Source organism: Desulfovibrio piger ATCC 29098 (genome assembly GCF_000156375.1).
In the GTDB taxonomy this organism is placed as follows: domain Bacteria; phylum Desulfobacterota; class Desulfovibrionia; order Desulfovibrionales; family Desulfovibrionaceae; genus Desulfovibrio; species Desulfovibrio piger.
In genome coordinates this window covers 55535-76806 of record NZ_DS996359.1, presented here as the reverse complement: position 1 = coordinate 76806, position 21272 = coordinate 55535, and the positions used below count along the sequence as shown (strand labels likewise).

The 21272-nt window shown below is 58.3% G+C and carries 14 protein-coding genes, 1 tRNA gene, 1 pseudogene and 1 riboswitch; of the genes and pseudogenes, 10 read left to right on the top strand and 6 right to left on the bottom strand.

Translation table 11 applies throughout. From position 1 onward, the window contains the following. Nucleotides 1–2: 2 nt before the first annotated feature. A riboswitch (cobalamin riboswitch) is annotated at nt 3–200 on the bottom strand. A 628-nt stretch (nt 201–828) separates the two neighbouring features. The 4 genes from DESPIG_RS07060 (at nt 829) to DESPIG_RS13285 (ending at nt 8322) form a co-directional block, all read left to right on the top strand. Continuing rightward, nucleotides 829–1701, top strand: coding sequence for an SAM-dependent methyltransferase (locus DESPIG_RS07060; protein WP_050760317.1), 873 nt, complete (start codon nt 829–831; stop codon nt 1699–1701). Between the two features lie 397 nt (nt 1702–2098). After that, nucleotides 2099–3802: a 30S ribosomal protein S1 gene (locus DESPIG_RS07055; protein ID WP_147588991.1), complete on the top strand. Its 1704-nt coding sequence runs from the start codon at nt 2099–2101 to the stop codon at nt 3800–3802. 220 nt (nt 3803–4022) lie between these two features. Continuing rightward, nucleotides 4023–6023: an AsmA family protein gene (locus tag DESPIG_RS07050; protein ID WP_006006783.1), complete on the top strand. Its 2001-nt coding sequence runs from the start codon at nt 4023–4025 to the stop codon at nt 6021–6023. Between the two features lie 319 nt (nt 6024–6342). Then, nucleotides 6343–8322: a nuclease-related domain-containing DEAD/DEAH box helicase gene (locus DESPIG_RS13285; protein WP_006006781.1), complete on the top strand. Its 1980-nt coding sequence runs from the start codon at nt 6343–6345 to the stop codon at nt 8320–8322. A 55-nt stretch (nt 8323–8377) separates the two neighbouring features. Here the strand turns inward: DESPIG_RS13285 and plsY are convergent, their stop codons facing one another. After that, complete coding sequence (gene plsY, locus DESPIG_RS07045) at nt 8378–8971, bottom strand: glycerol-3-phosphate 1-O-acyltransferase PlsY (RefSeq protein WP_006006779.1); 594 nt, start codon at nt 8969–8971, stop codon at nt 8378–8380. Between the two features lie 219 nt (nt 8972–9190). Continuing rightward, the gene (locus DESPIG_RS07040) at nt 9191–11320 is read right to left on the bottom strand and encodes a ribonuclease catalytic domain-containing protein (RefSeq protein WP_006006777.1); all 2130 of its coding nucleotides are present in this window, start codon (nt 11318–11320) and stop codon (nt 9191–9193) included. Between the two features lie 196 nt (nt 11321–11516). Between DESPIG_RS07040 and DESPIG_RS07035 the strand changes: the two genes are divergently transcribed. The 4 genes from DESPIG_RS07035 to DESPIG_RS07020 all read left to right on the top strand — a co-directional run bounded on the left by DESPIG_RS07035 (nt 11517) and on the right by DESPIG_RS07020 (nt 16265). Further along, a complete protein-coding gene (locus DESPIG_RS07035; RefSeq protein WP_040369649.1) occupies nt 11517–13343 on the top strand; it encodes a triose-phosphate isomerase in 1827 nt (608 codons plus the stop codon). Nucleotides 13344–13441: 98 nt separating this feature from the next. Next, nucleotides 13442–14584: an NADP-dependent isocitrate dehydrogenase gene (gene icd, locus DESPIG_RS07030; RefSeq protein ID WP_040369647.1), complete on the top strand. Its 1143-nt coding sequence runs from the start codon at nt 13442–13444 to the stop codon at nt 14582–14584. Between the two features lie 121 nt (nt 14585–14705). Further along, complete coding sequence (locus tag DESPIG_RS07025) at nt 14706–15356, top strand: LysE family translocator (protein WP_006006771.1); 651 nt, start codon at nt 14706–14708, stop codon at nt 15354–15356. Between the two features lie 36 nt (nt 15357–15392). Next, a complete protein-coding gene (locus DESPIG_RS07020; protein WP_006006769.1) occupies nt 15393–16265 on the top strand; it encodes a pyridoxamine kinase in 873 nt (290 codons plus the stop codon). A 15-nt stretch (nt 16266–16280) separates the two neighbouring features. On the opposite strand, the gene DESPIG_RS13280 is transcribed toward DESPIG_RS07020, so the two are convergent. Both DESPIG_RS13280 and DESPIG_RS13755 read right to left on the bottom strand, forming a co-directional pair. After that, entirely contained in the window at nt 16281–17828 is a 1548-nt protein-coding gene (locus DESPIG_RS13280; protein WP_006006767.1) for an AAA family ATPase, read from the bottom strand. Nucleotides 17829–17868: 40 nt separating this feature from the next. Next, nucleotides 17869–18162, bottom strand: coding sequence for a hypothetical protein (locus DESPIG_RS13755; protein ID WP_006006764.1), 294 nt, complete (start codon nt 18160–18162; stop codon nt 17869–17871). A 253-nt stretch (nt 18163–18415) separates the two neighbouring features. Between DESPIG_RS13755 and DESPIG_RS07015 the strand changes: the two genes are divergently transcribed. After that, entirely contained in the window at nt 18416–18832 is a 417-nt protein-coding gene (locus tag DESPIG_RS07015; protein WP_006006762.1) for a DUF6981 domain-containing protein, read from the top strand. A 358-nt stretch (nt 18833–19190) separates the two neighbouring features. After that, a complete protein-coding gene (locus DESPIG_RS07010; RefSeq protein WP_006006759.1) occupies nt 19191–20342 on the top strand; it encodes a DUF6630 family protein in 1152 nt (383 codons plus the stop codon). A 345-nt stretch (nt 20343–20687) separates the two neighbouring features. Here the strand turns inward: DESPIG_RS07010 and DESPIG_RS07005 are convergent. After that, nucleotides 20688–20764, bottom strand: a tRNA-Met gene (locus tag DESPIG_RS07005). 161 nt (nt 20765–20925) lie between these two features. Beyond that, nucleotides 20926–21272, bottom strand: a pseudogene (locus DESPIG_RS14085) (hypothetical protein); the annotation flags it as partial.

The following is a 21272-nucleotide window of genomic DNA, read 5'->3' as shown; positions in this document are numbered from 1 at the left end:
GTTGAAAGGTTGGGGATGGGGCGGGTATTCGGACTTGAGGGAATGGGGAGGCATGCCTCCGGGCCTTTGCTTCGCCTTCACCGTGACGGCTGGCTGTCGTGGCGTGTCGCCAAAGAAGCTCCGTACCCTCTTACCGCAGCGCGACTGTTTCCGATTCACACGGAATTCCCCGCATGGCTGCGCCATCAGAAACGGTTTGGGGCACAAAAGTCAAGCCGGGCGGATGATATGGCGGGGCAGGGGATGCGCGGGAGGGCCCGGTGCGGCCGGTCGTCGCGGCGCGGGCAACGCAGGCCGCAGGACGCACGGGGGGCTTTTTCGCCGGACGCAGCATCCCCGGGCGCCGGGAACGGCAGGCGGACGCTTGGCCTTGGCCGGTCTTTGGGCTATGCTGGCCGCATGAGTACGCACAGCCGATCATTTCCCGCGCCCCGACGTGGCGCCCTCCATGAGGAGCAGGCCCCGCAGGAAGCCGACAGGGAAGAGAAAAAACGTTCAGCGCCCCGCCGTCGCAGCGGGGGCAAGGCCAGCCCGGAGCAGGGCGCGGACAGGCAAGGCCCGTCCCGCCGTTCCGGGCGTCGTGTTTCCGGGGAGCCGGCAGCGCAGGCTCCCGCCCGGGCCAAAACGGGCCGGGGCAAGAAGGCGGAACAGCCGGAACATGCCGCCGGAGAGGGCCACTCCCTGCCCCGCTGGCGGCAGGAGCACCGGGAACAGCGGCGCGAGGCACGGCAGCAGGAGCAGGTGTTTCTGGCCCGTCGCTGGCCCGACCTGCCCCGTTCGGCCCTGCCCAAAGAAGATTTCAGCGTGCAGGTGGCGGCGCGTGACTACATGCAGCCCCTGCTGGAAGAGCTGGGGGACCGCGTCATCACCGTGCGCGGGCGTCTGGTGCTGGCCCGGGGCACGGAGCCCGCGGCCTGGGCCCAGAACGTCTGGACGGAACCGCGCTGGATCCCCATCACTTCCATCGGCAGCGGGGCGCGGCAGCTCTCGGCCCTGCAACGCAACTGGCGGGCCCACATCCCCACCCTCGGCGGGCATGTGCGGCGCCTGCGTCTCATGCAGGAGCAGCTGCCCTATGTGGCGGCACGGCCCCTGCATTTCGGCACGCCCGCCCCGTCCGCGCCGCTGGGGGCCTTCACCCTGTGGGAAAAAGACCTGATGCTGGCCTCGCCGCGCACCACCTCGCCCTTTGCCGACGGGGAAGTGCAGTTCGTGGAGAACCGCGAGGACCCGCCGGGCCGCGCCTACCTCAAGCTGTGGGAGGTCTTCACCCTGACCGGGCGCACGCCCGCGCCGGGGGAACTGTGCATCGACCTGGGCGCCGCTCCGGGCGGCTGGACCTGGGTGCTGGGGCGGCTGGGCTGCCGCGTGTTCAGCGTGGACAAGGCCGAGCTGGCGCCCCAGGTGGCGGCCATGCCCGGCGTCAACCACTGCCTGGGCAGCGGCTTCGGCCTTGAGCCGCGCCATGTGGGCCAGGTGGACTGGCTGTTCTCGGACATGATCTGCTATCCCGACCGCCTGCTGGAGACCGTGCAGGAATGGCTGGCGGCCGATGCCTGCCGCAACGTGGTCTGCACGCTCAAGTTCCAGGCCCAGACCGACCACGAGACGGCGCGGGCCTTCGCGGCCATCCCGGGGGGCCGCCTGCTGCATCTTTCCTGCAACAAGCATGAGCTGACCTTCGTGAAGCTGGCCGACTAGGCCATCCTTTCCATCGCCATGATGCGGGCATGCCGTCGCCGGACGGTGTGCCCGCTTTTCGTTTTTCCGGCCTTCTTGCGGTGAGCAGGCCGCGATGGACAGAGCGCGGTGGGCAGGCGGGGGAGGGGCTCCTTGTCCGGCCCGGCCGTCCGGGACGATGGGCCCTGCGTTGCCGGGTGCTGCATCCCTTTTTCTTTTCAGGAACCATTGTCAGGAAAGGAGGGCTCTTTTCCCTGTCCTTTCACGACGTTCCGTTTGCCGTCCATGACGGGGAAAAGGCCGTTTCGCGTGCCCTGACACGTGTCCGGGCCATTTTCGCCTTGTGCTTTGCCTTTCCTTTTGCTACTTTCTTTCACCCCCGCACAGGGGACAAATTATGTTTGGAGGCATGTCAAGCATGGCAGACAAGGAAACCGGGCACGAAAACGAAATGAGTTTCGAAAGCGCCCTTGAAAACTATCTCAATCCCGACTTCGGCGACCTCGAAGAAGGCTCTATCACCAAGGGCGAGATCGTTCGCGTGGATGACGACAATGTTCTGGTGGACGTGAACTTCAAGTCCGAAGGCCAGATCCCGGCCAGCGAGTTCCGTGACGCCGCCGGCAACATGACCGTCAGCGTGGGCGACCGTGTGGATGTCTACGTCGTTCGCAAGAACGAAATGGAAGGCACCATCACGCTGTCCTTTGAGAAGGCCAAGCGCATGCAGGTCTTTGACCAGCTCGAAGACGTGCAGGAAAACAACCGGGTCATCAAGGGCCACATCGTGCGTCGCATCAAGGGCGGCTACACCGTGGACATCGGCGGGGTTGAAGCTTTTCTGCCTGGCTCGCATGTGGACCTGCGTCCCGTGCCCGACATGGACGCTCTGGTCAACCAGGAATTCGAATTCCGCGTGCTGAAGATCAACCGCCGCCGCAGCAACGTGATCGTTTCCCGCCGCGTGCTGCTGGAAGAAGAGCGTGATTCCAAGCGTCAGGATCTGCTGCGCACCCTGGAAGAAGGCCAGATCGTGCACGGCAAGGCCAAGAACATCACCGAATACGGCGTGTTCGTGGACCTGGGCGGTCTGGACGGCCTGCTGCACATCACCGACATGAGCTGGAAGCGCATCCGCCATCCCAAGGAAATGATCACCATGGGTCAGGACCTGACCCTGAAGGTGCTCTCCTTCGACCGCGAGAACAACAAGGTCTCCCTGGGCCTCAAGCAGCTGGTGCCCGATCCGTGGCAGGACATCTCCGCCCGCTTCCCCGAAGGTGCCAAGTGCACCGGCAAGGTCACCAACCTGGTGGACTACGGTGCGTTCGTGGAACTGGAACCCGGCGTGGAAGGCCTGGTGCACATCTCCGAAATGTCCTGGACCCGCAAGCTGCGTCATCCTTCCCAGATGGTGCACACCGGTGACGAAGTCGAAGTCGTCATCCTGGGTGTGGACGGCGAGAAGAAGCGCATCAGCCTGGGCATGAAGCAGGTCCGTCCCAACCCCTGGGAACTGGTGGCCGAAAAGTATCCTGAAGGCACCATCCTCGAAGGCGTCATCAAGAACATCACCGAATTCGGTATGTTCATCGGTATCGAAGACGGCATCGACGGCCTCATCCACGTGTCCGACATCAGCTGGACCAAGAAGGTGCGTCATCCCAACGAGATCTACAAGGTGGGCGACACCGTGCAGGCCAAGGTGCTGACCGTTGACCAGGAAAACGAAAAGTTCACCCTGGGCATCAAGCAGCTGGTCGATGATCCGTGGGGCCACGTGCCCAGCACCTACCCCGTGGGCTGCACCGTGAAGGGCGTGGTGACCAACATCACCGACTTCGGTCTGTTCGTGGAAGTGGAAGAAGGCATCGAAGGTCTGGTGCACGTTTCCGAACTTTCCAGCAAGAAGATCAAGAGCCCTGCCGAGCTCTACAAGGAAGGTCAGGAAATCCAGGCCAAGGTCATCCACGTGAGCGCCGAAGAACGCCGCCTGGGTCTGTCCATCAAGCAGATCAAGGACGACGAAGACCGCCGCAAGCCCAAAGAATTCCACGCTGGTCCCCAGGAAGCCGGTCAGAGCCTCGGCGACCTGCTGAAGGCCGCTCAGGAAAGCAACTAGTCCTCACGGACCGGTTTGCGAATAGGAAGGGGGAGCCGCAAGGCTCCCCCTTTTTGCGTCCGCGGGGCAACATGGGATACGGCCTGCCTTCCCGCGGGGCGCCCCTCTCCCGCATACGGGGAGCCTGCGACGGCGGTGGCCCGGCTTGCCTCGGGACTGGCGATGCCCTACAGTTGTCCTGTAGCCCGACCACAGGACAGACAGGCCATCGGAGGCAGATATGAAGCGCGTACTTTGCTGGATCGGAGGTATCGTTCTGGTACTGGCGGCGGTACTGGCCATCGTGATCAGCCAGCTGGATACGGAATTCATCAGCGGCCAGATCTCGGCCGCGGTGGAAAAAGCCACAGGCACGCCCGTGCGCTTCGCCAGTCCGCCCGAGCTTTCCCTGCTGCCCCCCGGTGCCAAATTCGCTTCCGTCAGCTGGGACGGCGTGCAGGACGGGCAGGGCATGCGCTTCACGGCCAGGGGCGGCGAGGCCCATCTGGAGCTGGAACCGCTGCTGCACGGCGAGCTGGTCATCGGGGAAGTTCGTCTGGATAGCCCCTCGCTGAGCCTGCTGCTGCCTGAAGGCAAGGCCGCCGCGCCTGCGGGTGTGGCCTCCGGCAAGGTTGCCGGCAACAAGCCCGGCAGCGAGGTTCTCCTGCCGCTGGAGCTGGGCCGCCTGACCCTGAGCAAGGGCAGCCTGCATGTGGAGAAGGGCGGCGAGCGCTACGACCTGCGCGACATCAATCTTTCCGTGGAGAACCTGCGCAACGGCCAGGACGCCGTCCTGCGCTGCGATTTCACCTACGATCTGCTCACCGCCGGACGCACGCTGGCCGGGACCCTGGCCCTGGATGCCCAGGCCGGGCTCTTCGGCATGGCCCCGCGTGTGCAGAACCTTTCCCTGACCATCACACCTTCCCGCCGGGGCCTTCTGCCCGCGGGCCTCGGGCCCGTGCAATTGCAGGGCGATGCCTCGCTGGATACGGCGGCCCGGCAGCTGCATCTGTCACGCCTGAGCCTTTCCGTGCCGCACGGCCGCGTGGGGCTCACGGGCACGCTGGGCCTGGACGGCCCGACCTTCACGGGTTCGGCCCTGCTGGAAGGCTCGCCGCGCAAGCTGGCCTCGGCCCTGGGCGTGGAACTGAAGCCCCATGCGCAGGATGCCCTGCTGTTCAAGGGCTCCGTGGCCTGGGAAGGTGACACGCTGGCGCTTTCCCAGTGCAAGGGCAAGCTGGACGCCACGCCCCTGCGGGCGGAACTGCGCCTGCACTTCCGGGACGTGCTCGCCATGGAAGGCTCCCTGAGCCTGGGCAAGCTGCAACTGGACGAATATCTGCCCCTGCCCGAAAGCGGCAAGGATGCGGGAGCGGCCAAGGCCAGGGAAGGCAAGGCCGTGGCGGCCGCGGACAAGGAGGACGCCACCAGCTGGCCCACGATCAATCTGCGGCTGGCCATGTCGTCCCTGGGCTGGAAGAAGATGCATCTGCGTGACATCTCCCTGGCCCTGAGCGGCAGCAAGGGCGATTACCGCCTGACCTCCTTCCAGGGCGTGCTGGAAAGCGGCGGCCGCCTGTCCGCCGGCGGCCGGGCTGAGCTCCGGTCCCACAAGTATGCGCTGGATCTGGATGCGGCCGAAGTGGCCCTGGGCCCCTTGCAGGAATCTCTGGAAAAGCCCCGCTCCGTGGAAGGTCTGGCGGCCCTCAAGGCCTCCTGCACCACGAGCGGCACAAGTACCGATGCCCTGATGGCCGCTCTGTCCGGTTCGGGCGATCTGCGGCTGCGCAACATGCACATCCCGGCCCTGACCTCCCTGCTGCATTCGGTGCCCGGCCTCAAGGGGGCCGTTTCCGATACCTTCGAGCAGGTGCATGTGCCCTTCGTGCTGCGCAAGGGCGAAGCCGACCTGGCGCCCATGACGGCCACCTCGCCCAAGCTCCAGGCCAAGGGCCAGGCCCACGCCAGTCTGCCGCGCCAGCATCTCAAGGGCACGGCCACCATCACCACGCTGGGCCTGAACATCCCCGTGAACTACGAAGGCCCCTTCGACAACCTCTCGTTCTCGCTGGACTCCAGGTTCGCTCTGGACGCGGTCAAGGGCCTCGGCAACAACCTGCTGGAGGGCGGCAAGAAGGCGGGCAGCGCGGCTGGCGATACGGCCCGTGACGCCGGCAGCAGCATCGGCGGTGCCGTGCGTGACGCCGGCGGCGCCATCCGGGGGCTGTTAGGACGCTAGGGACGGGATGACTTGAGGGGAGGGGGGACCCCTCTCGCGCTAGCAGAGGGGTCCCCCCTCCCCTCAAACTCCCCACCCCCTCCCCAGCGCGCTTTATTATGGGGAAGAAAATGGCGGTCGTGGCTTCGTGCGATGGCACGATCCACGGCCGCCTTTTTGGTGTTGGCACCCGCGTGAAAAGTACCTCTTCCCTAGTGCACTTTAGTTTGATAGGTTTATTTTATTTAGGTAAAAAACTGACAAGATATTGGTTTGTAATTTAAATTGAAAAATACATAATAGTAGCTATTTTAAATAGTTACTTTAGTTTGGGGGGCTTATGGCAACTGTTTTCCCAGATTTTACAACTATTTCTCGCTTAAGAACACCTGCGACTGAAGGTGAGTTTTATATTCTTGAATGCCTAGCGTCGAATTTGTCGAGTGATTATGAGATATTTTTTAATCCTTTTTTGGATGGGGATCGTCCTGATATCGTAATATTGAAAAAGGGGTGTTGTGTAATTATTGTAGAAGTAAAGGATTGGAATCTTTCTTCTTATAATATTGATGCCAATAACAAATGGTTTATACATAATAGTGCAGGGAAAGAAGTTAAAATAAAATCTCCAATGGCTCAAGTTTTTCATTATAAAAATAACATTTATAATCTACATATACCGTCTCTTGGATATCAAAATATTATAAATAAAAATTTTTATAAAATAATATCGCCATTTGTTTATTTCCATAACGCTACTGTAAAGGATTTAAACCAGATATACTCTTTCGCTTTTGAAACTGTCCGCAATGATATGGCAGTATTAAATAAAGATAGAAGAAATATGGGGTGTGATGAGAAGTGTCAACAGGAATATGAAAATAGATATATTTTTTTAAAAAGTAAGCAGTATAAGCTTGAAAGAGATTTTTATATGTCATTTTGTAGGGAAAACGTCGATAAATTTATAAGAAAGGTGCTCAAAGTCGGTAGTAAATATGATGTATTGTTTGATGATAGTATATATAATGATTTTAAACGTAGACTATCTCCTTCAGAGTGGACTGGTAAACAAGGGATTCCTATAGAATTCACTAAGGAGCAGAAAAAATATATAAAAAGTATTAAGGGGGAGCGTAAAAGAATCAGGGGAGTATCTGGGTGTGGAAAAAGCATGATATTGGGGGCGCGCGCTCTAGATGCTTACTCCCAGCATAAAAATGTACTTATTCTAACCTTTAACTTAACATTGAGAAATCTTATTCGTGATAGATTGAGTTATCTCAATTATCATTTATATAACAATGAAATTGACGTTAATAGAATCGAAATATCCAATTATCACCACTTTTTTGTAAGCAAGCTTAATGAGTATGGTATAGAGCCCGATGAGGGGCTGTATGATCCTAATTTATATATAAAACGAAATATTTTTAAGGGCTGCGAAATTGAAAAATATGATTCTATATTTATCGATGAAATACAAGATTATGAGAAAGAATGGATCTATATAATTCGAGATTATTTTTTGGCAAAAGATGGCGAAATGGTATTGTGGGGAGATTTTTGTCAAAATATATATAATAGAGAAGTCTCCCTTTGCGAAGGAAATTTACTTGAGGACAAAAGCCCGCCACCAGCAGATGATTTTTTATTTCCACGTATAGATGGTTTTGGAAGATGGTTTGCAATGACAAAAAGTTTGCGTTCCAAGAATAGATTTTTACCATCTATGTTTTATAAATTTCAGAAAGTATTTTTATTAAATAAGTATAAAAATATTGAATTTTTTGATGATAGTATAGGAATACTCACGTCTGACATATTTAGGTGTAATGTATATAATATCGATGATGTCGGTTGGATTGCAGAGGATATCGATAAAATGATGCGGCAATATAAGTTTATTCCTAATGATACAACTATATTATCTTCTCAAAAGAAGATCTTAGAGGAAATCGAAGAATTTTTTAGCACTAGGGAGAAGGTGCTAACGACGTTTATAACAAAAAGTGAAAAACGTCGTATAGATATGATGGGATGCCGCAGCGAGATGGAAAGAAAAGTTAATCTGCTGCATATGGAGCGGGCCAAAAAATATGGTTTTAATCTTAATAGTGGGGTTATCAAAATTTCGACAATACAAAGTTTTAAAGGGATGGAAAATAAAAATATATTTTGTATCTTTAATAAAGATGACTCATTGGAAATAATATATACAGCGATTACAAGAGCATCGGTTAATTTGGTGGTTTATATTGAACATGGCAGTCCTTATTTAGATTTCTTTGAAAAAATGAATCAAGAATCTATGCAGTAGAAAAAAGGCCTCTCCTCCGCATGGAGGAGAGGCCTTTGGTCATTTTTGGGGGATGTTACTTCTGGCGGCTCTTGAGCCAGCTCTTTTCGGTGCCGGCGCGCAGGCGGGCGATGTTTTCCTTGTGCTTCCAGACCACCAGGGCCCAGATGCACAGCGACAGGGGCACCCAGGCGTACTTGGTGGCGGCCAGCAGGGCGAAGGGCAGCACCGTGACCAGGGTCAGGGAGCCCAGCGAGACGAAGCCGCTGCGCCAGATGACCAGCACGCAGGCCGCGCAGGAGAAGAGCAGGGGGAAGAAGGCCAGCGGCAGGAACACGCCGATGCTGGTGGCCACGGCCTTGCCGCCGCGGAAGCCCATGAAGCAGGAGAACACATGGCCCAGCACGCAGGCCAGGGCCACGCAGGTCACCAGCAGAGGCGAAAGGCCCAGCCACAGGGCCAGGGCCACGGGCAGGGCGCCCTTGCCCAGGTCACAGGCCAGGGTCAGCACGCCCCAGCGGAAACCACACAGACGGGCCACGTTGGTGGCGCCGGTGTTGCGGCTGCCGTCATTGCGGGGATCGATGCCGCAGAAGGTGCGGGCGATGACCAGCCCCCACGGGGCGGAACCCAGCACATAACCCAGAACGATACACAAAAAGGCCGTCATATTCCTCCTCCTTGAACCGGGGCTGTCCTTGCCCCGCCACAGCGGCTGCCATGGCGTTGTCGTCTCTGCCAGTTTTTATCCTCACCCTCCGAAGCAAAGCGCGCTGGGGAGGGGGTGGGGAGTTTAAGGGGAGGGGGGACACCTCTCGCGCCAGCAGAGGGGTCACACCTCCCCTCAGCACGGATCATCCCCCGGAAACATATCCCCAGGCCCCCGGCATCAGCCGTCCATGCTGACGGCCTCGAGGATCTGGATCTCGTTATACAGCGGGTGCACGCGGCCGATGCGCACCTGCACGGCCATGCCGGGGCAGGTACGTTCGTCGAACATGCGGCGCTTGCCGCGCACGTACATGCCCTGTGCGGGCAGGCTCACATTGACGAACATGTCGTTCTCTTCGGTGACCACGCCGTCCCACCAGACCTTGTCGCCCTGCTGGCGGAAGTAGAGCAGCTTCCAGTAACGCGGGCGGAAACGCTGCACCTGTCCGGCGGCGTCCAGCACGGCATTGAGGCTGACCAACAGGGTGGACAGGGCCTCGCTGTCCCAGCGGGGCGTGCCGTGGGTGAGCCAGTGCAGCAGCTGGGCCTCGTTGATGAGGTCGGGATAGCGGCGCAGGGGCGAGGTCATGGGCGTGTAGCGCGCCAGGCCCAGGGCGGCGTGCGGCCGGGCCTGCACTTCGAGGCTGGAAGGGATCAGGGCGCGCATGATGCGCGTCATGTCCTGGGGCTCCTTCCAGACACCGGCGTATTCCTTGGGCAGGGCCACGTCCTGGGTGCGGTGCAGCATGGGGATCTCGCGTTCCGCGGCCCACTGGGCCACGGCGGCGCTGGCCAGGATCATCATCTCGGCCACCAGCGGCTGGGAGTCCGGGGTCTCGTGGCCGGGCTCGATGGACACGCGCGTCTGCGCGCCTTGGCCTTCCAGCACGATGGACGGTTCGGGCCGGTCCATGATGACGGCCCCGCGCGCGATGCGGGCCTTTTGCCAGACGCGGGCAAAGTCGTTGCCGCAGGCCAGCATGGTGGCCCAGGGCGCGGCGGGATTGTCCGCCTGCGGGGCCTCACCGGCGGCCAGGGCGTCGAGGACGGCCTGGGTGTCGTCGTAGGTCAGGTTGGCGGCCAGGCGCACCCGCGCGGCCCAGGGCTCGCAGGAAAGGATCTCGCCCGCGGCCGAGATGCGCGTCCGCACGCAGAAGGCCGGGCGGTCCTGGCCGGCCAGCAGGGAGAAGGCGTCCGTGCCCAGGGCCTCGGGCATCATGTGGCTGTCGCCTTCGGGCAGGTAGATGCTGGTGCCGCGACGGAACACGGCCTTGTCCAGGGCCTCGCCGAAAGGCCAGCAGGCGGCCGGGCAGGCCAGGGCCAGGGTCAGGTCGAAGCCGCCGTCGTCCGTGGGCAGGATGTGGAACGCGTCGTCCACGTCGCGGGTGGTGGCGCTGTCGATACTGATGAAGGGCAGGCCGCAGACGGGCAGTTCCACCTCGCGGGCGGCCTGCTGCAGGGCCTCCACGGCCGGGGCCAGGGGCTGCCACCAGTCGTCGCCGGGGGCGTAGCCCGCGCGGTCATACCAGAAATTGTAATGGGCGGGCACCTGCTCCCAGGCCATGAGCAGCTGCACGGGCAGATGCGGCACGTCGGGCAGGCCCTTGGAGAGCATGCGCCACAATTCGTCGTATTCCTGGCTCTCGGGGTCGGCCATGCGGGCGAACAGGATCTGCTTCAGGCGTTCGGCCACTTCGGGGGCCGGCCATTCGGAGATGCCCCGGGTGTCCTCGCCGGGCTGGGGCGGCAGCGCGCGTTTTTTGCAGGCCACGTCCCAGAGCAGGCGGAAAAAGCTGTTGCCGCCCAGCACCAGGGCCTCGCGGGCGGCGCGTTCCTGCTGTTCCTTGAGGCGTTTCTCCACCATCTCAGCGGAAAAGATCTGGAAGACGGGCGGCTGGAAGCGGAAGTGGCTCTTGCAGGCCAGCAGGGCACGCCCGCAGGCGGCGACGCTGTCGGCGTCCCCGGCCTGACCGGCCAGTTCGGCGAACCACTGGGCCGAGGCTTCCGGCACTTCGCCCTGGCTCATCTCCCACAGTTCCAGCACGGGCAGGGCCGCGGCCAGTTCTTCGCGGCGGGCGCGGTGCTGTTCCAGCACGCGGGCGGATTCGTCCTTGCCGGGCACGGAGCCCAGCGCGGGCCCGGCCCAGGGCAGCAGGCGCGACGTGGTGAGACGCGTCTCGCGCCGGTTGGGCAGCAAAAGACGCAGTTTGCCGCCGGATTCTTCGGTGACCAGCGCGATCTGGATGGCATTGCCTTCAAGATATTCCACAATGCAGCCCGCCGAGGGGTACTGCACACAAACCGACATAAAAGCTCCTTCAACCGGAGGATGGGCTCCGATAGGCGGTACAATCCGTCATTTTGCCTGTTCTGGCAAGTCCCGGCGGCATGTCCCCTGATGCGTCCGAAGGCCGGAGCGCCGTCCAGCCGGCCCTTTGACGCGCCGTCGCTAACAGGGTATGTTCCTTACCTTGTACGTCACTTTTCAGGCCGGACGGAGTTCCATGAGCAGCATCATCCATCAGACGGGCAGCGTTCGCCCGCTTTCGCTTCAGGAACGGGAACAGCCCCAGCTGTACCGCGAGCTTTTTCCTTACACCAGCATCTGTCGCACGACTTTCGACGAGGTGCTTCTTGCCCCGCGTCCTGCCGAACAGATGCGCATCACGGACACCACCTTCCGTGACGGCCAGCAGGCCCGGCCGCCGTATACGGTCAAGCAGGTGGCCAAGATGTTCGACTTCCTGCACCGCATGGGCGGCAAGACGGGCCTCATCACGGCGTCGGAGTTCTTCCTGTACTCGGCCAAGGACCGCAAGTGCATCGACGTCTGCCGGGCGCGCGGCTACCGCTTCCCGCGCGTGACCGCCTGGATCCGCGCCAACAAGGAAGACCTCAAGCTGGCCCGGGACATGGAGTTCGACGAGACCGGCATGCTGACCAGCGTGTCGGACTACCATATCTATCTCAAGCTGGGCAAGACCCGCCAGCAGGCCATGGACATGTATCTGGACCTGGCCCGGCAGGCCCTGGAATGGGGCATCATCCCGCGCTGTCATTTCGAGGATGTCACCCGCGCCGACATCTACGGCTTCTGCCTGCCCTTTGCCCAGAAGCTCATGGAGCTGAGCCAGCAGAGCGGCATGCCGGTCAAGATCCGCCTGTGCGACACCATGGGCTACGGCGTGCCCTATCCCGGCGCGGCCCTGCCCCGCTCGGTGCAGCGCATCGTGCGGGCCTTCACCGACGAGGCCGGCGTGCCCGGCGAATGGCTGGAATGGCACGGCCACAACGACTTCCACAAGGTGCTGGTCAACGGCGTCACGGCCTGGCTCAACGGCTGCGGCGCGGTCAACAGCACGCTGTTCGGCTTTGGCGAGCGCACGGGCAACACGCCGCTGGAAGCCCTGATCATCGAATACATCTCGCTTACCGGTGACGATGCCGCCGCCGACACCACCATCCTGAGCGAGGTGGCCGAGTTCTTCGAAAAGGAACTGCACTACAACATCCCCTACAACTATCCCTTCGTGGGCCGCGACTTCAACGCCACCAGCGCCGGCGTGCATGCCGACGGCCTGGCCAAGAACGAAGAGATCTACAACATCTTCGACACCAACCACCTGCTGGGCCGTCCCGTGCCCATCATCATCACCGACAAGACCGGCCGTGCCGGGGTGGCCTACTGGATCAACGTCAACCTCAAGCTGCCCGAGGGCAAGCAGATCTCCAAGAAGCACCCCGCCGTGGGCCAGATCTACGAGGCTATCGTGGCCATCTACGACACCGGCCGCACCACGCACCTGTCGCACGACGAGATGGCCGCCCTGGTGCAGCGCTACATGCCGGAACTGTTCGAGACCGAGTTCGACCACATGAAGGAACTGGCCGACGAGCTGGCCGCCCATCTCATCGCCCGTCTGGCGCAGAACGCGGACCTGCGGGACTTCGGCAAGAACGCCTGCGCCCGTCTGGACAGCTTCTCGCGCGAGTACCCCTTCATCCAGTACCTCTACCTCACGGATACCCAGGGCAGCCTCAAGTGCGCGGCCATCACCGACCCGGCCTACCGTGAAAAGTACGAGGCCCTGCCCATCGGCTTCGACTTCTCGCAGCGCGAGTGGTTTAAGATGCCCATGCAGACCGGCGACATGCACATCATGGACGTGTACCAGTCCCAGTTCACGGGCAAGCTGGTCATCACCGTGTCCTGCCCGGTGACGGACGATGACGACAACATCGTGGGCGTCATCGGTGTGGACATCCAGCTTGAGCAGCTGCTCAAGCGCTCGCAGGCCCTGCAGCAGGAAGCCCGCGCAGCCGAAGACTAGACGCATGACGGCGCGCCGGTGTCCCCGGTGCGCCGTTTTTTGCCTACAGGCTCGCCCCGTGGCGGCCGCAATCAGGAATACAGAAAAGGATGCAGACAATGAGCAGCAAACGAGTTTACTGGATCGAAGGCGACGGCATCGGCCCCGAAATCTGGCGCGCCGCCCGCCCTGTCATCGACGCCGCGCTGGCCAAGGAATCGGACATGCGCATCGAGTGGGTGGAACTGCTGGCCGGTGAAAAGGCCACGGCCGAGACCGGCTCCCCCCTGCCCGAGGAGACCATGAACGCCCTGCGCACCGCCGATTTCGCCATGAAGGGCCCCCTGGGCACCCCCGTGGGCACCGGCATCCGCAGCCTCAACGTGGCCCTGCGCCAGACGCTGGACCTGTACGCCTGCATCCGTCCCGTGCGTCACTTCGAAGGCCTGGAAACGCCGGTCAAGCATCCCGAGCGCGTGAACATGGTCATCTTCCGTGAGAACACCGAAGACGTGTACGCGGGCATCGAATACGCCGCCCAGACCCCGGAAGCCAAGAAGCTCATCGCCTTCCTGCGTGAAGAGTTCGGCGTGACCAAGATCCGCGAGGAAGCCGCCGTGGGCATCAAGCCCATGAGCGAGTTCGGCTCCAAGCGTCTGGTGCGCCGCGCCCTGCGCTTTGCCCTGGATACCGGCAGCAAGAGCCTGACCCTGGTGCACAAGGGCAACATCATGAAGTTCACCGAAGGCGGCTTCCGCCAGTGGGGCTACGATGTGGCCGCCCAGGAATTCGGCGACCTGACCTGCACCGAGAAGGAACCCGTGGAAGGCCGTCTGGTGGTCAAGGACCGCATCGCCGACGCCATGTTCCAGGAAGCCCTGCTGCGTCCCGAGCAGTACCAGATCCTGGCCACCCCCAACCTCAACGGCGACTACATCTCCGATGCCCTGGCCGCGCAGGTTGGCGGTCTGGGCCTGGCCCCGGGCGTCAACATGTCCGACTCCCTGGCCTTCTATGAGGCCACCCACGGCACCGCTCCCACCATCGCCGGCCAGGACAAGGCCAACCCCGGCAGCGTGATCCTGTGCGGCGCCCTGATGCTGGAACAGATGGGCGTGCCCGCGGCTGCCGAACGCATCCGCAACGCCATGAGCAAGGCCATCGCCGGCCGCGCCGTCACCGTGGACCTGGCCGCCCAGGTGGAAGGCGCCCGCGTGGTGGGCTGCCAGGAATTCGGCGAGATCATCGGCGCCTGCCTGTAGGCGGACGCATCATTTCGCACGATCTTCGTACATCCGGGAGGAAGGGCGCATCCCTGCGGGAAGGGCCCTTCCTCCCTTTGTTTCCCGCCCCGTGCCCACGGGTGTCCTACAGGAACGACGCATGGTCTCGCTGGAAAACCTGCTCCTCTACATCCCGCTGGCGGCGCTGCTGGTCATGCTGCCCGGCCCGGATTTTGCCCTCATCGTCCGCACGTCCCTGACGGAGGGACGGTCTTCCGGCCAGGCCGCGGCCTGCGGCGTGGCGCTGGGCATCATGGTCCATACCTCGGCTGCCATGCTGGGCATCAGCGCGGTCATCGCCCAGTCCGTCACCCTGTTCACGCTGTTGCGCTATGCCGGGGCCGCCTATCTGTTCTGGATGGGCATCCATGCCCTGCGGGCCGGACGCGAGGTCACGGCCGCCGTGGTGCGCCACGGGGGGCAGGAAGCGGAGGCGCCGCCTGTCCGCGGCCTGCGGCGCCGGGCCTTCCGGCAGGGCTTTTTGACCAATGCCCTCAACCCCAAGGCCGTGGTCTTTTTCCTGACCATGCTGCCGCAGTTCCTGGACCCGCATGCCGCCCTGTGGCCGCAATTCCTGGAGCTGGGCGGCATCATGGCCTTTTTCTGTCTGGGCTGGTTCGTGCTGCTGGCCAGCCTGCTGCACCGCATCCGTCGCGTGTTCGCCCGGCCCGCTTTCCAGGCCTGGCTGCACCGGCTCACGGGGCTCATCTTCATCTGTTTCGCCTTCCGGCTGGCGCTGGAGAAGATCTAGGCGCCGGTCCCCAACCCCCTTCCCGCCGAGGTACCCATGCACGAGATCCCCCTGCAACGTGTGGCCGCCATCCATGATCTTTCCGGTTTCGGGCGTGCCTCGCTGACTGTGGTCATCCCCATCCTTGCCAGCATGGGCGTCCAGACCTGCCCCCTGCCCACGGCGGTCTTGTCTTCCCAGACCTCCGGCGTGGAGGGTTTCACCTTCCATGACCTGACCGCGGAGATGGGCCCCATGCTGGATCACTGGCAGCAGCTGGGCCTGCGCTTCGACGCCGTCTATTCCGGTTTTCTGGGCAATCCGCTCCAGCTGGAGATAGCGGCCCGCTGCATCGGTCACTTCCTCAAGCCCGGCGGCTTCGCACTGGTAGATCCCGTGCTGGGCGACAACGGCACCCTGGACCCCACCCAGACGCCGGAGATGGTGGAGGCCATGCGCCAGCTCATCGGGCATGCCCACGTCATCACGCCCAACCTCACTGAAGCGGCCTTTTTGCTGGACGAGCCCTACCGGCCGGACATCTCGCCCGACGGCCTCAAGGAGCAGCTGCAACGTCTGGCGGCCATGGGCCCGGACAGGGTGGTCATCACCAGTGCCCCGGCGGCCCGCTCCGGCCATTGCGCGGCCGTGGCCTACGACCGCGGGCAGGGGCGCTTCTGGAAGATGGAGTCGCCCTATATCCCGGCCTTCTATCCCGGCACGGGCGATACCTTCTCCAGCGTGCTGGTGGGGGCGTTCCTTCAGGGGGACAGCCTGCCCGTGGCCCTGGAGCGCGCGGTGCGCTTCGTGACCCTGGGCATCCGCGTCACCTACGGCTACGACACCCGCCACAGCGACGGCGTGCTGCTGGAGCGCACGCTGCCCGCGTTGCAGGATCGCTGCGCCATCGGGGAGTACGAGGCATTTTAAATATATAGCATTATGCTATGACGATAATTCTGGAAAATACTTGTTGCGTATATTGTCAGCTAAACCTTTGTTACTCCCTAATAGTCCCAGTGCAAGTTCAGAGTATCTTGGGGCAAATGTATTCGCGATGCCATTAATTATCTCTCCATGTCCTAAACAGCAGAATTTGAGTGCCTCGTCGTAATTTTTACGTTCAATTATATTATTTACTTTTTCATCGCATGTATTCCATATCTTGTCGATATCTATTTGAGTAAAAATTTTATGGATATTATCTTTCATTCCTTCTTTTGTTTTGTGCTGCTTATCGTCTATAACAGAACTTCTAAGTTTGTCATCGATTTGTGTTTTGACAAGTCTGCTGATGATATGTTCTTTCCTGTTGTTAAGCTTATTAAAAAACTCCTTCTTAAATTGTTCAAATAATTGAGACTCCTTAAAAGAATGTTCTAGCACTGCTTTGAAGATAAACTCGTCTAAAAGCAGCATCTCGATTTCATTGCATCTTAATGAAAAAACAGACTGTTTTTTAAAATTTTCCAAAGATTCTTCACTTTTTAAGTCTGAGTCTATAATGCCAACGGCAGACTGTATGCTGTATGTCTGTGCATGTTTATTGCAGGAACTAACACTATTAATAACAGAGGTACATGAACCTGTGGCAATTACCGTAAATTTTTCTCCAAAGAGTTTTTCATATACTTTATAGTCATAGTCAGTTTTTGTACCTTCACAGAATAAAATTTTCTTGCGGCTTCCTATTATTTCAACAATGTGCTCTGTTTGTATATCTTCAAGTGAACATCCAAGAAATTCAAATTCAAAGTCATTTGGGTGTACGAAGCTTTTTATTTTGACAAGCTCAAAGTTTGTTCTCGCTCTGATGAAGCCAATGGTATGTGAAATAAAAATGAATTGGCAGTCATTTCGAGCTGTTATCAGTCTATCCCAAATTTTATTATAGATTGCTGGATTTAAATGATTTTCTGGTTCGTCAACAATAATAAATGCTTGACGAGGTGCTGCCAGTACAGTGGCAATATAGAAAAATGCGACACGTTCTCCATCGCTCATATTGTTAAAATCAAAAGGATCCTCTGTTCCTTTTTGAGCTTTCATTTCTTTTTCTGAAAATGCCGAATTATTTAGTTTCACTTCAAAAAAATCGTCAAATATAGCTTTTACTTTTATATAAATAGATTCTTGATCTTTAATTTCCGTATCGTAAAATTTTCGAGCAATATCATCGTGTTCTTTGCATAATCCAATTATTAATTTTTGAAGTAATTCTGTATCTGATGCTCCTCCATATAGGCTATCATTAAAACGTAGTAGTGTTGAATCATATAAATGAGAAATATATCCTATAGCTTTTATTGGTTTTGATGCTGGAATTACCTTAACATTTTCTTCTAGATTCTTAAGATGATTTGCAAGAGAAGTTTTGCCGCTTCCATTAGGTCCTAGAATTATTAGAGTTTTATTGTGGCCGTCTAGATGTTTTAAAATTTTATACGCAGCTAATTTATTTTTTAATTGATTAAATGTATTGATTAGGTTCACATAGATTTGAATAACGTCATATGACGTCGTAAATTGTGTTTCATCTGAAAGTACATTTTTTTTCTATAAAATCATTCAAGTTAGATAAGCTTTCTAAAATATCTTTACTCAATTTCCCTAACGGACATTCTTCTATATTTTTATGATTATTTGTGCTATATTTTTGTAGTATATCTAAATTATGTTGATTGTTTATAAAATCAACGACTATTTTTATAAAATCTGTTCCTTTTCTAAGAGTTTCTAACCAGTCTTCTTGATAATCTTTCTCTTGGAATTTGACGAATTGATTTGAAAAAACTGAAATATTTCCCTTTAAGATGTTAATCTCCATTTTAGACCTCTTTTGCTAAATAAGATTATACTATACTTTATATTATATAATTGAGTTGAAGTAAACATGGCTACATATATCTTAAATCTTTTTTTAATAAGTTACGATATTTTAAATAGAAATTATTAATTATAGTGAGTAGGGGTATCATCTGAATCAAAACGATATCATCAGAGTTTGGTGTGAAGTCGTTGGCGTCACGACCTGTGGTGAGCCCCTGTAGCCCATTCCCTCTTGTCTGGCCGGAGGTGCCATGAAGAAATTCTTTTGCCTGCTCGTGGTCGCGTGCGTCCTTTCCGCTGTCTTGCCCGGCATCGCCCTGTCTGCGGAGCAGCAGGCGGATACCGTCACGGAGAACAGTGATTCCGAAGTGTTCGTGGACGACAGTGATCGTTTTACCGCTTTTGAGGAGGAGCTGCTGGCCCGTTATGCCGACAAGGGGATCAGGTCCGTGGATGTCGCCGCCTATGCCAAGGGCATCGACATCGTCTTCGTCGCGGCTGACCGGAAGATGACGCGGGCGGAGTTTTCCGCCATCGCTTCCCGCAGTATCAGGGAGCTCAAGGAGCGTTTCGGTTTCGACAAGGATGTGCCCATCGGGGCCGTCCTTGACTATAAAAAGGACGCAGCGACGGATACCCGGACGCGCTTCGTGCTGAAGCTGCGTTAGCAACAGGGAGCGGGCGCCTGAAAGCGGCAGCAGGGCACAGGGCCTTGCCGCAGGATGAAAAAGAGGACAGCCCAAACGAAAAAGCCCTTACGGCATTTACCGTAAGGGCTTTTTCATTCCAGTCGCGGGGGCGGGATCTGAACGTCTGGCCGCCAAGGTCGCCGGGATCCGCGAACCGCCGGAACACCTTCGCTCCATCCGTGTCAATGAGCGCCCGGATGCTGTCCGCCTCCGGCCCGGATGGTACGGATGGCGTCCTGCTTTGACAGTATCCAGAATGCACCGCAAAACAGACTGGCCGTACATGCCGCCGCCCCACGGTTGCCCGCCATTTTTGATAGAACGGGCATTCTCGGCTATGCTTTCCCTGAAGGGTGACAACAAGGAAAAAGTCGGCAGCATGGGCATGGCGTGCGGCACCTTTATGAGCGTCGCTTTGGCGGGGACGCATCCCGGGGGAAGCGAGGCGGAATTCCCGGATGCGGCGACGTTCCTTTGCTGCCTGTCTTTCTGGCGCGCCGTTTTCACGGATAGAATGTTCATCAAGGAGGGAGCCATGCATATCTATTATACCACCAAGGGACTGCGCGGAAACTCCTATCACAGCGACATCATCAATACAGACCTGTTCGCATTTTTTCAGGGAAAAAGATCGCGTACCATCCCTTCCGCAGAAACGTTGCGCGTTGCTAACGCCTTTCCCAAATGCGATATCGATATGGGGGAAGACACGGATTCCGAATATGTGTATGAGAAAGGGACGTTCTATATCCCAAAAAGCATCTGCATGGGGGAAGTCGTCAACGCCGGCTGGGCCGTCGATTATTACTTCGTGGTGCTTTGCGGTGATGCCGTGGAACTGCGCTATGTACGCTGGGACTGTCCGTGGTATGAGACGGTGGGACGGGATACCGAAGTCACGGATCCTGCCGTCATAGCTAAAATGGAGCGCACGCTGGCAATGCTCCTGGATGCGAATAAGCCCAGGATACCGGCGCCTGTGCCCATATCGCGCCCGGCCCTGCTCACGTTCTTTACCTTGCTCGGTGTTGCCGATGCCGAAGCGCTGGCGGACAAGATCCACGCCGCCGCCACGACACCGGCACAGTGTGCCGAGCTTTGTGAAGAGTTCGACATGGAAGAAGCCTACACCGGCTGGCATGTTACGTTGATGCGATTGGCCCTGCGGGACCGGAAGCGCCTGGACTGGGTGGACTGGAAGGAAGCGCCGGAAGAAGTTTTCGCCTCCCTGTGCTGCCTCTTGCCGCCGGGGGCAAAGGAACACCTGCCCCCCTGCGACGATGAAGACGCGTACCCCGAGGAGGTGCTCCGCGCTTGCAGCCCCGTCTTGCATGACCGCTATGGCCTGACGATTCTGCTGTGGGATACGGGCGGTGATGAATATGTCTTTATGGTCGTACCGAGCGACAAGGTCGCGGAAGCGTTCGCGGCGGCCTCTGAGCTGGGCATGACCCTGCAACGTGTCGAGGACCTGTTCGACCAGGAGTAGACGGCGGCAAAAGAAGCGGCACGCCATGGAGGACGATCGTCCGGCTGCTTCTTTTGGGGCCGGCAGGGTATTTCGTCAACGCTGTTAGTGGTGGCGAGCCGTCCGGTTGCCCGGGCTGGCATCTCCTTGCGGGGATGAGGCGTGCCGGAGCGCGCCACCGGCAAAAAATACGGGACAGCGGCGCAGGGGGAGTGTCGTTCGCCGGAGAGCGCATGGCGATACTGCCGCAGCTCGACAGCTGCGTAGTTCCGCGACTGAAACATGGATATTGGGGATAGGAAGAGGGGAAAAGATCCCGCTTACGAAAAAAGGCTTCCGATGAAAATCGGAAGCCTTTGATCTTTCTGGTTGCGGGGGCAGGATTTGAACCTACGACCTTCGGGTTATGAGCCCGACGAGCTACCGAGCTGCTCCACCCCGCGACGCGGTAGCATTCGCACGTCATCCGTGCGAGAAGTCCTTTCTAGCCAAAAGCCCCCTGCCTGTCAATAAAAAAATCATTTTCCGGCAAATTTTTTTATTGTAGTTCTCCGGGACCTTGCCTGCAAGGAGTTCATCTACTTGAAATCGCTTATGTTATTTTTCAGGAGTGGGCCTGTGATGTTTCCCTGCGCATCCAGAGCGGCAGCAGGCAGAGCAGCAGGGCCGCTGCCGTAAGGTAGGCCGCATCCATGCCCCAAAGCCCCTGCACGCCGTAGGCCAGCACCGGGCCCGCGGCCGCGCCGCAATCCACGATGAAGGCATAGGAAGCCAGCGTATGCGTGGGATGGCCGTGCCGTTCCGCCGTGTCCGAGGCTGCGGCATCGGAGAGGGTGGCCAGGCCCGTGGCGCAGAGCTGCGAGCAGAGCAGCAGCGGCAGCCACAAGGGCGCGGGCAGGTACAGGGCCACCAGGGCCAGCGCACAGGCGCCGCCGCCAAGGCAGGCGGCCA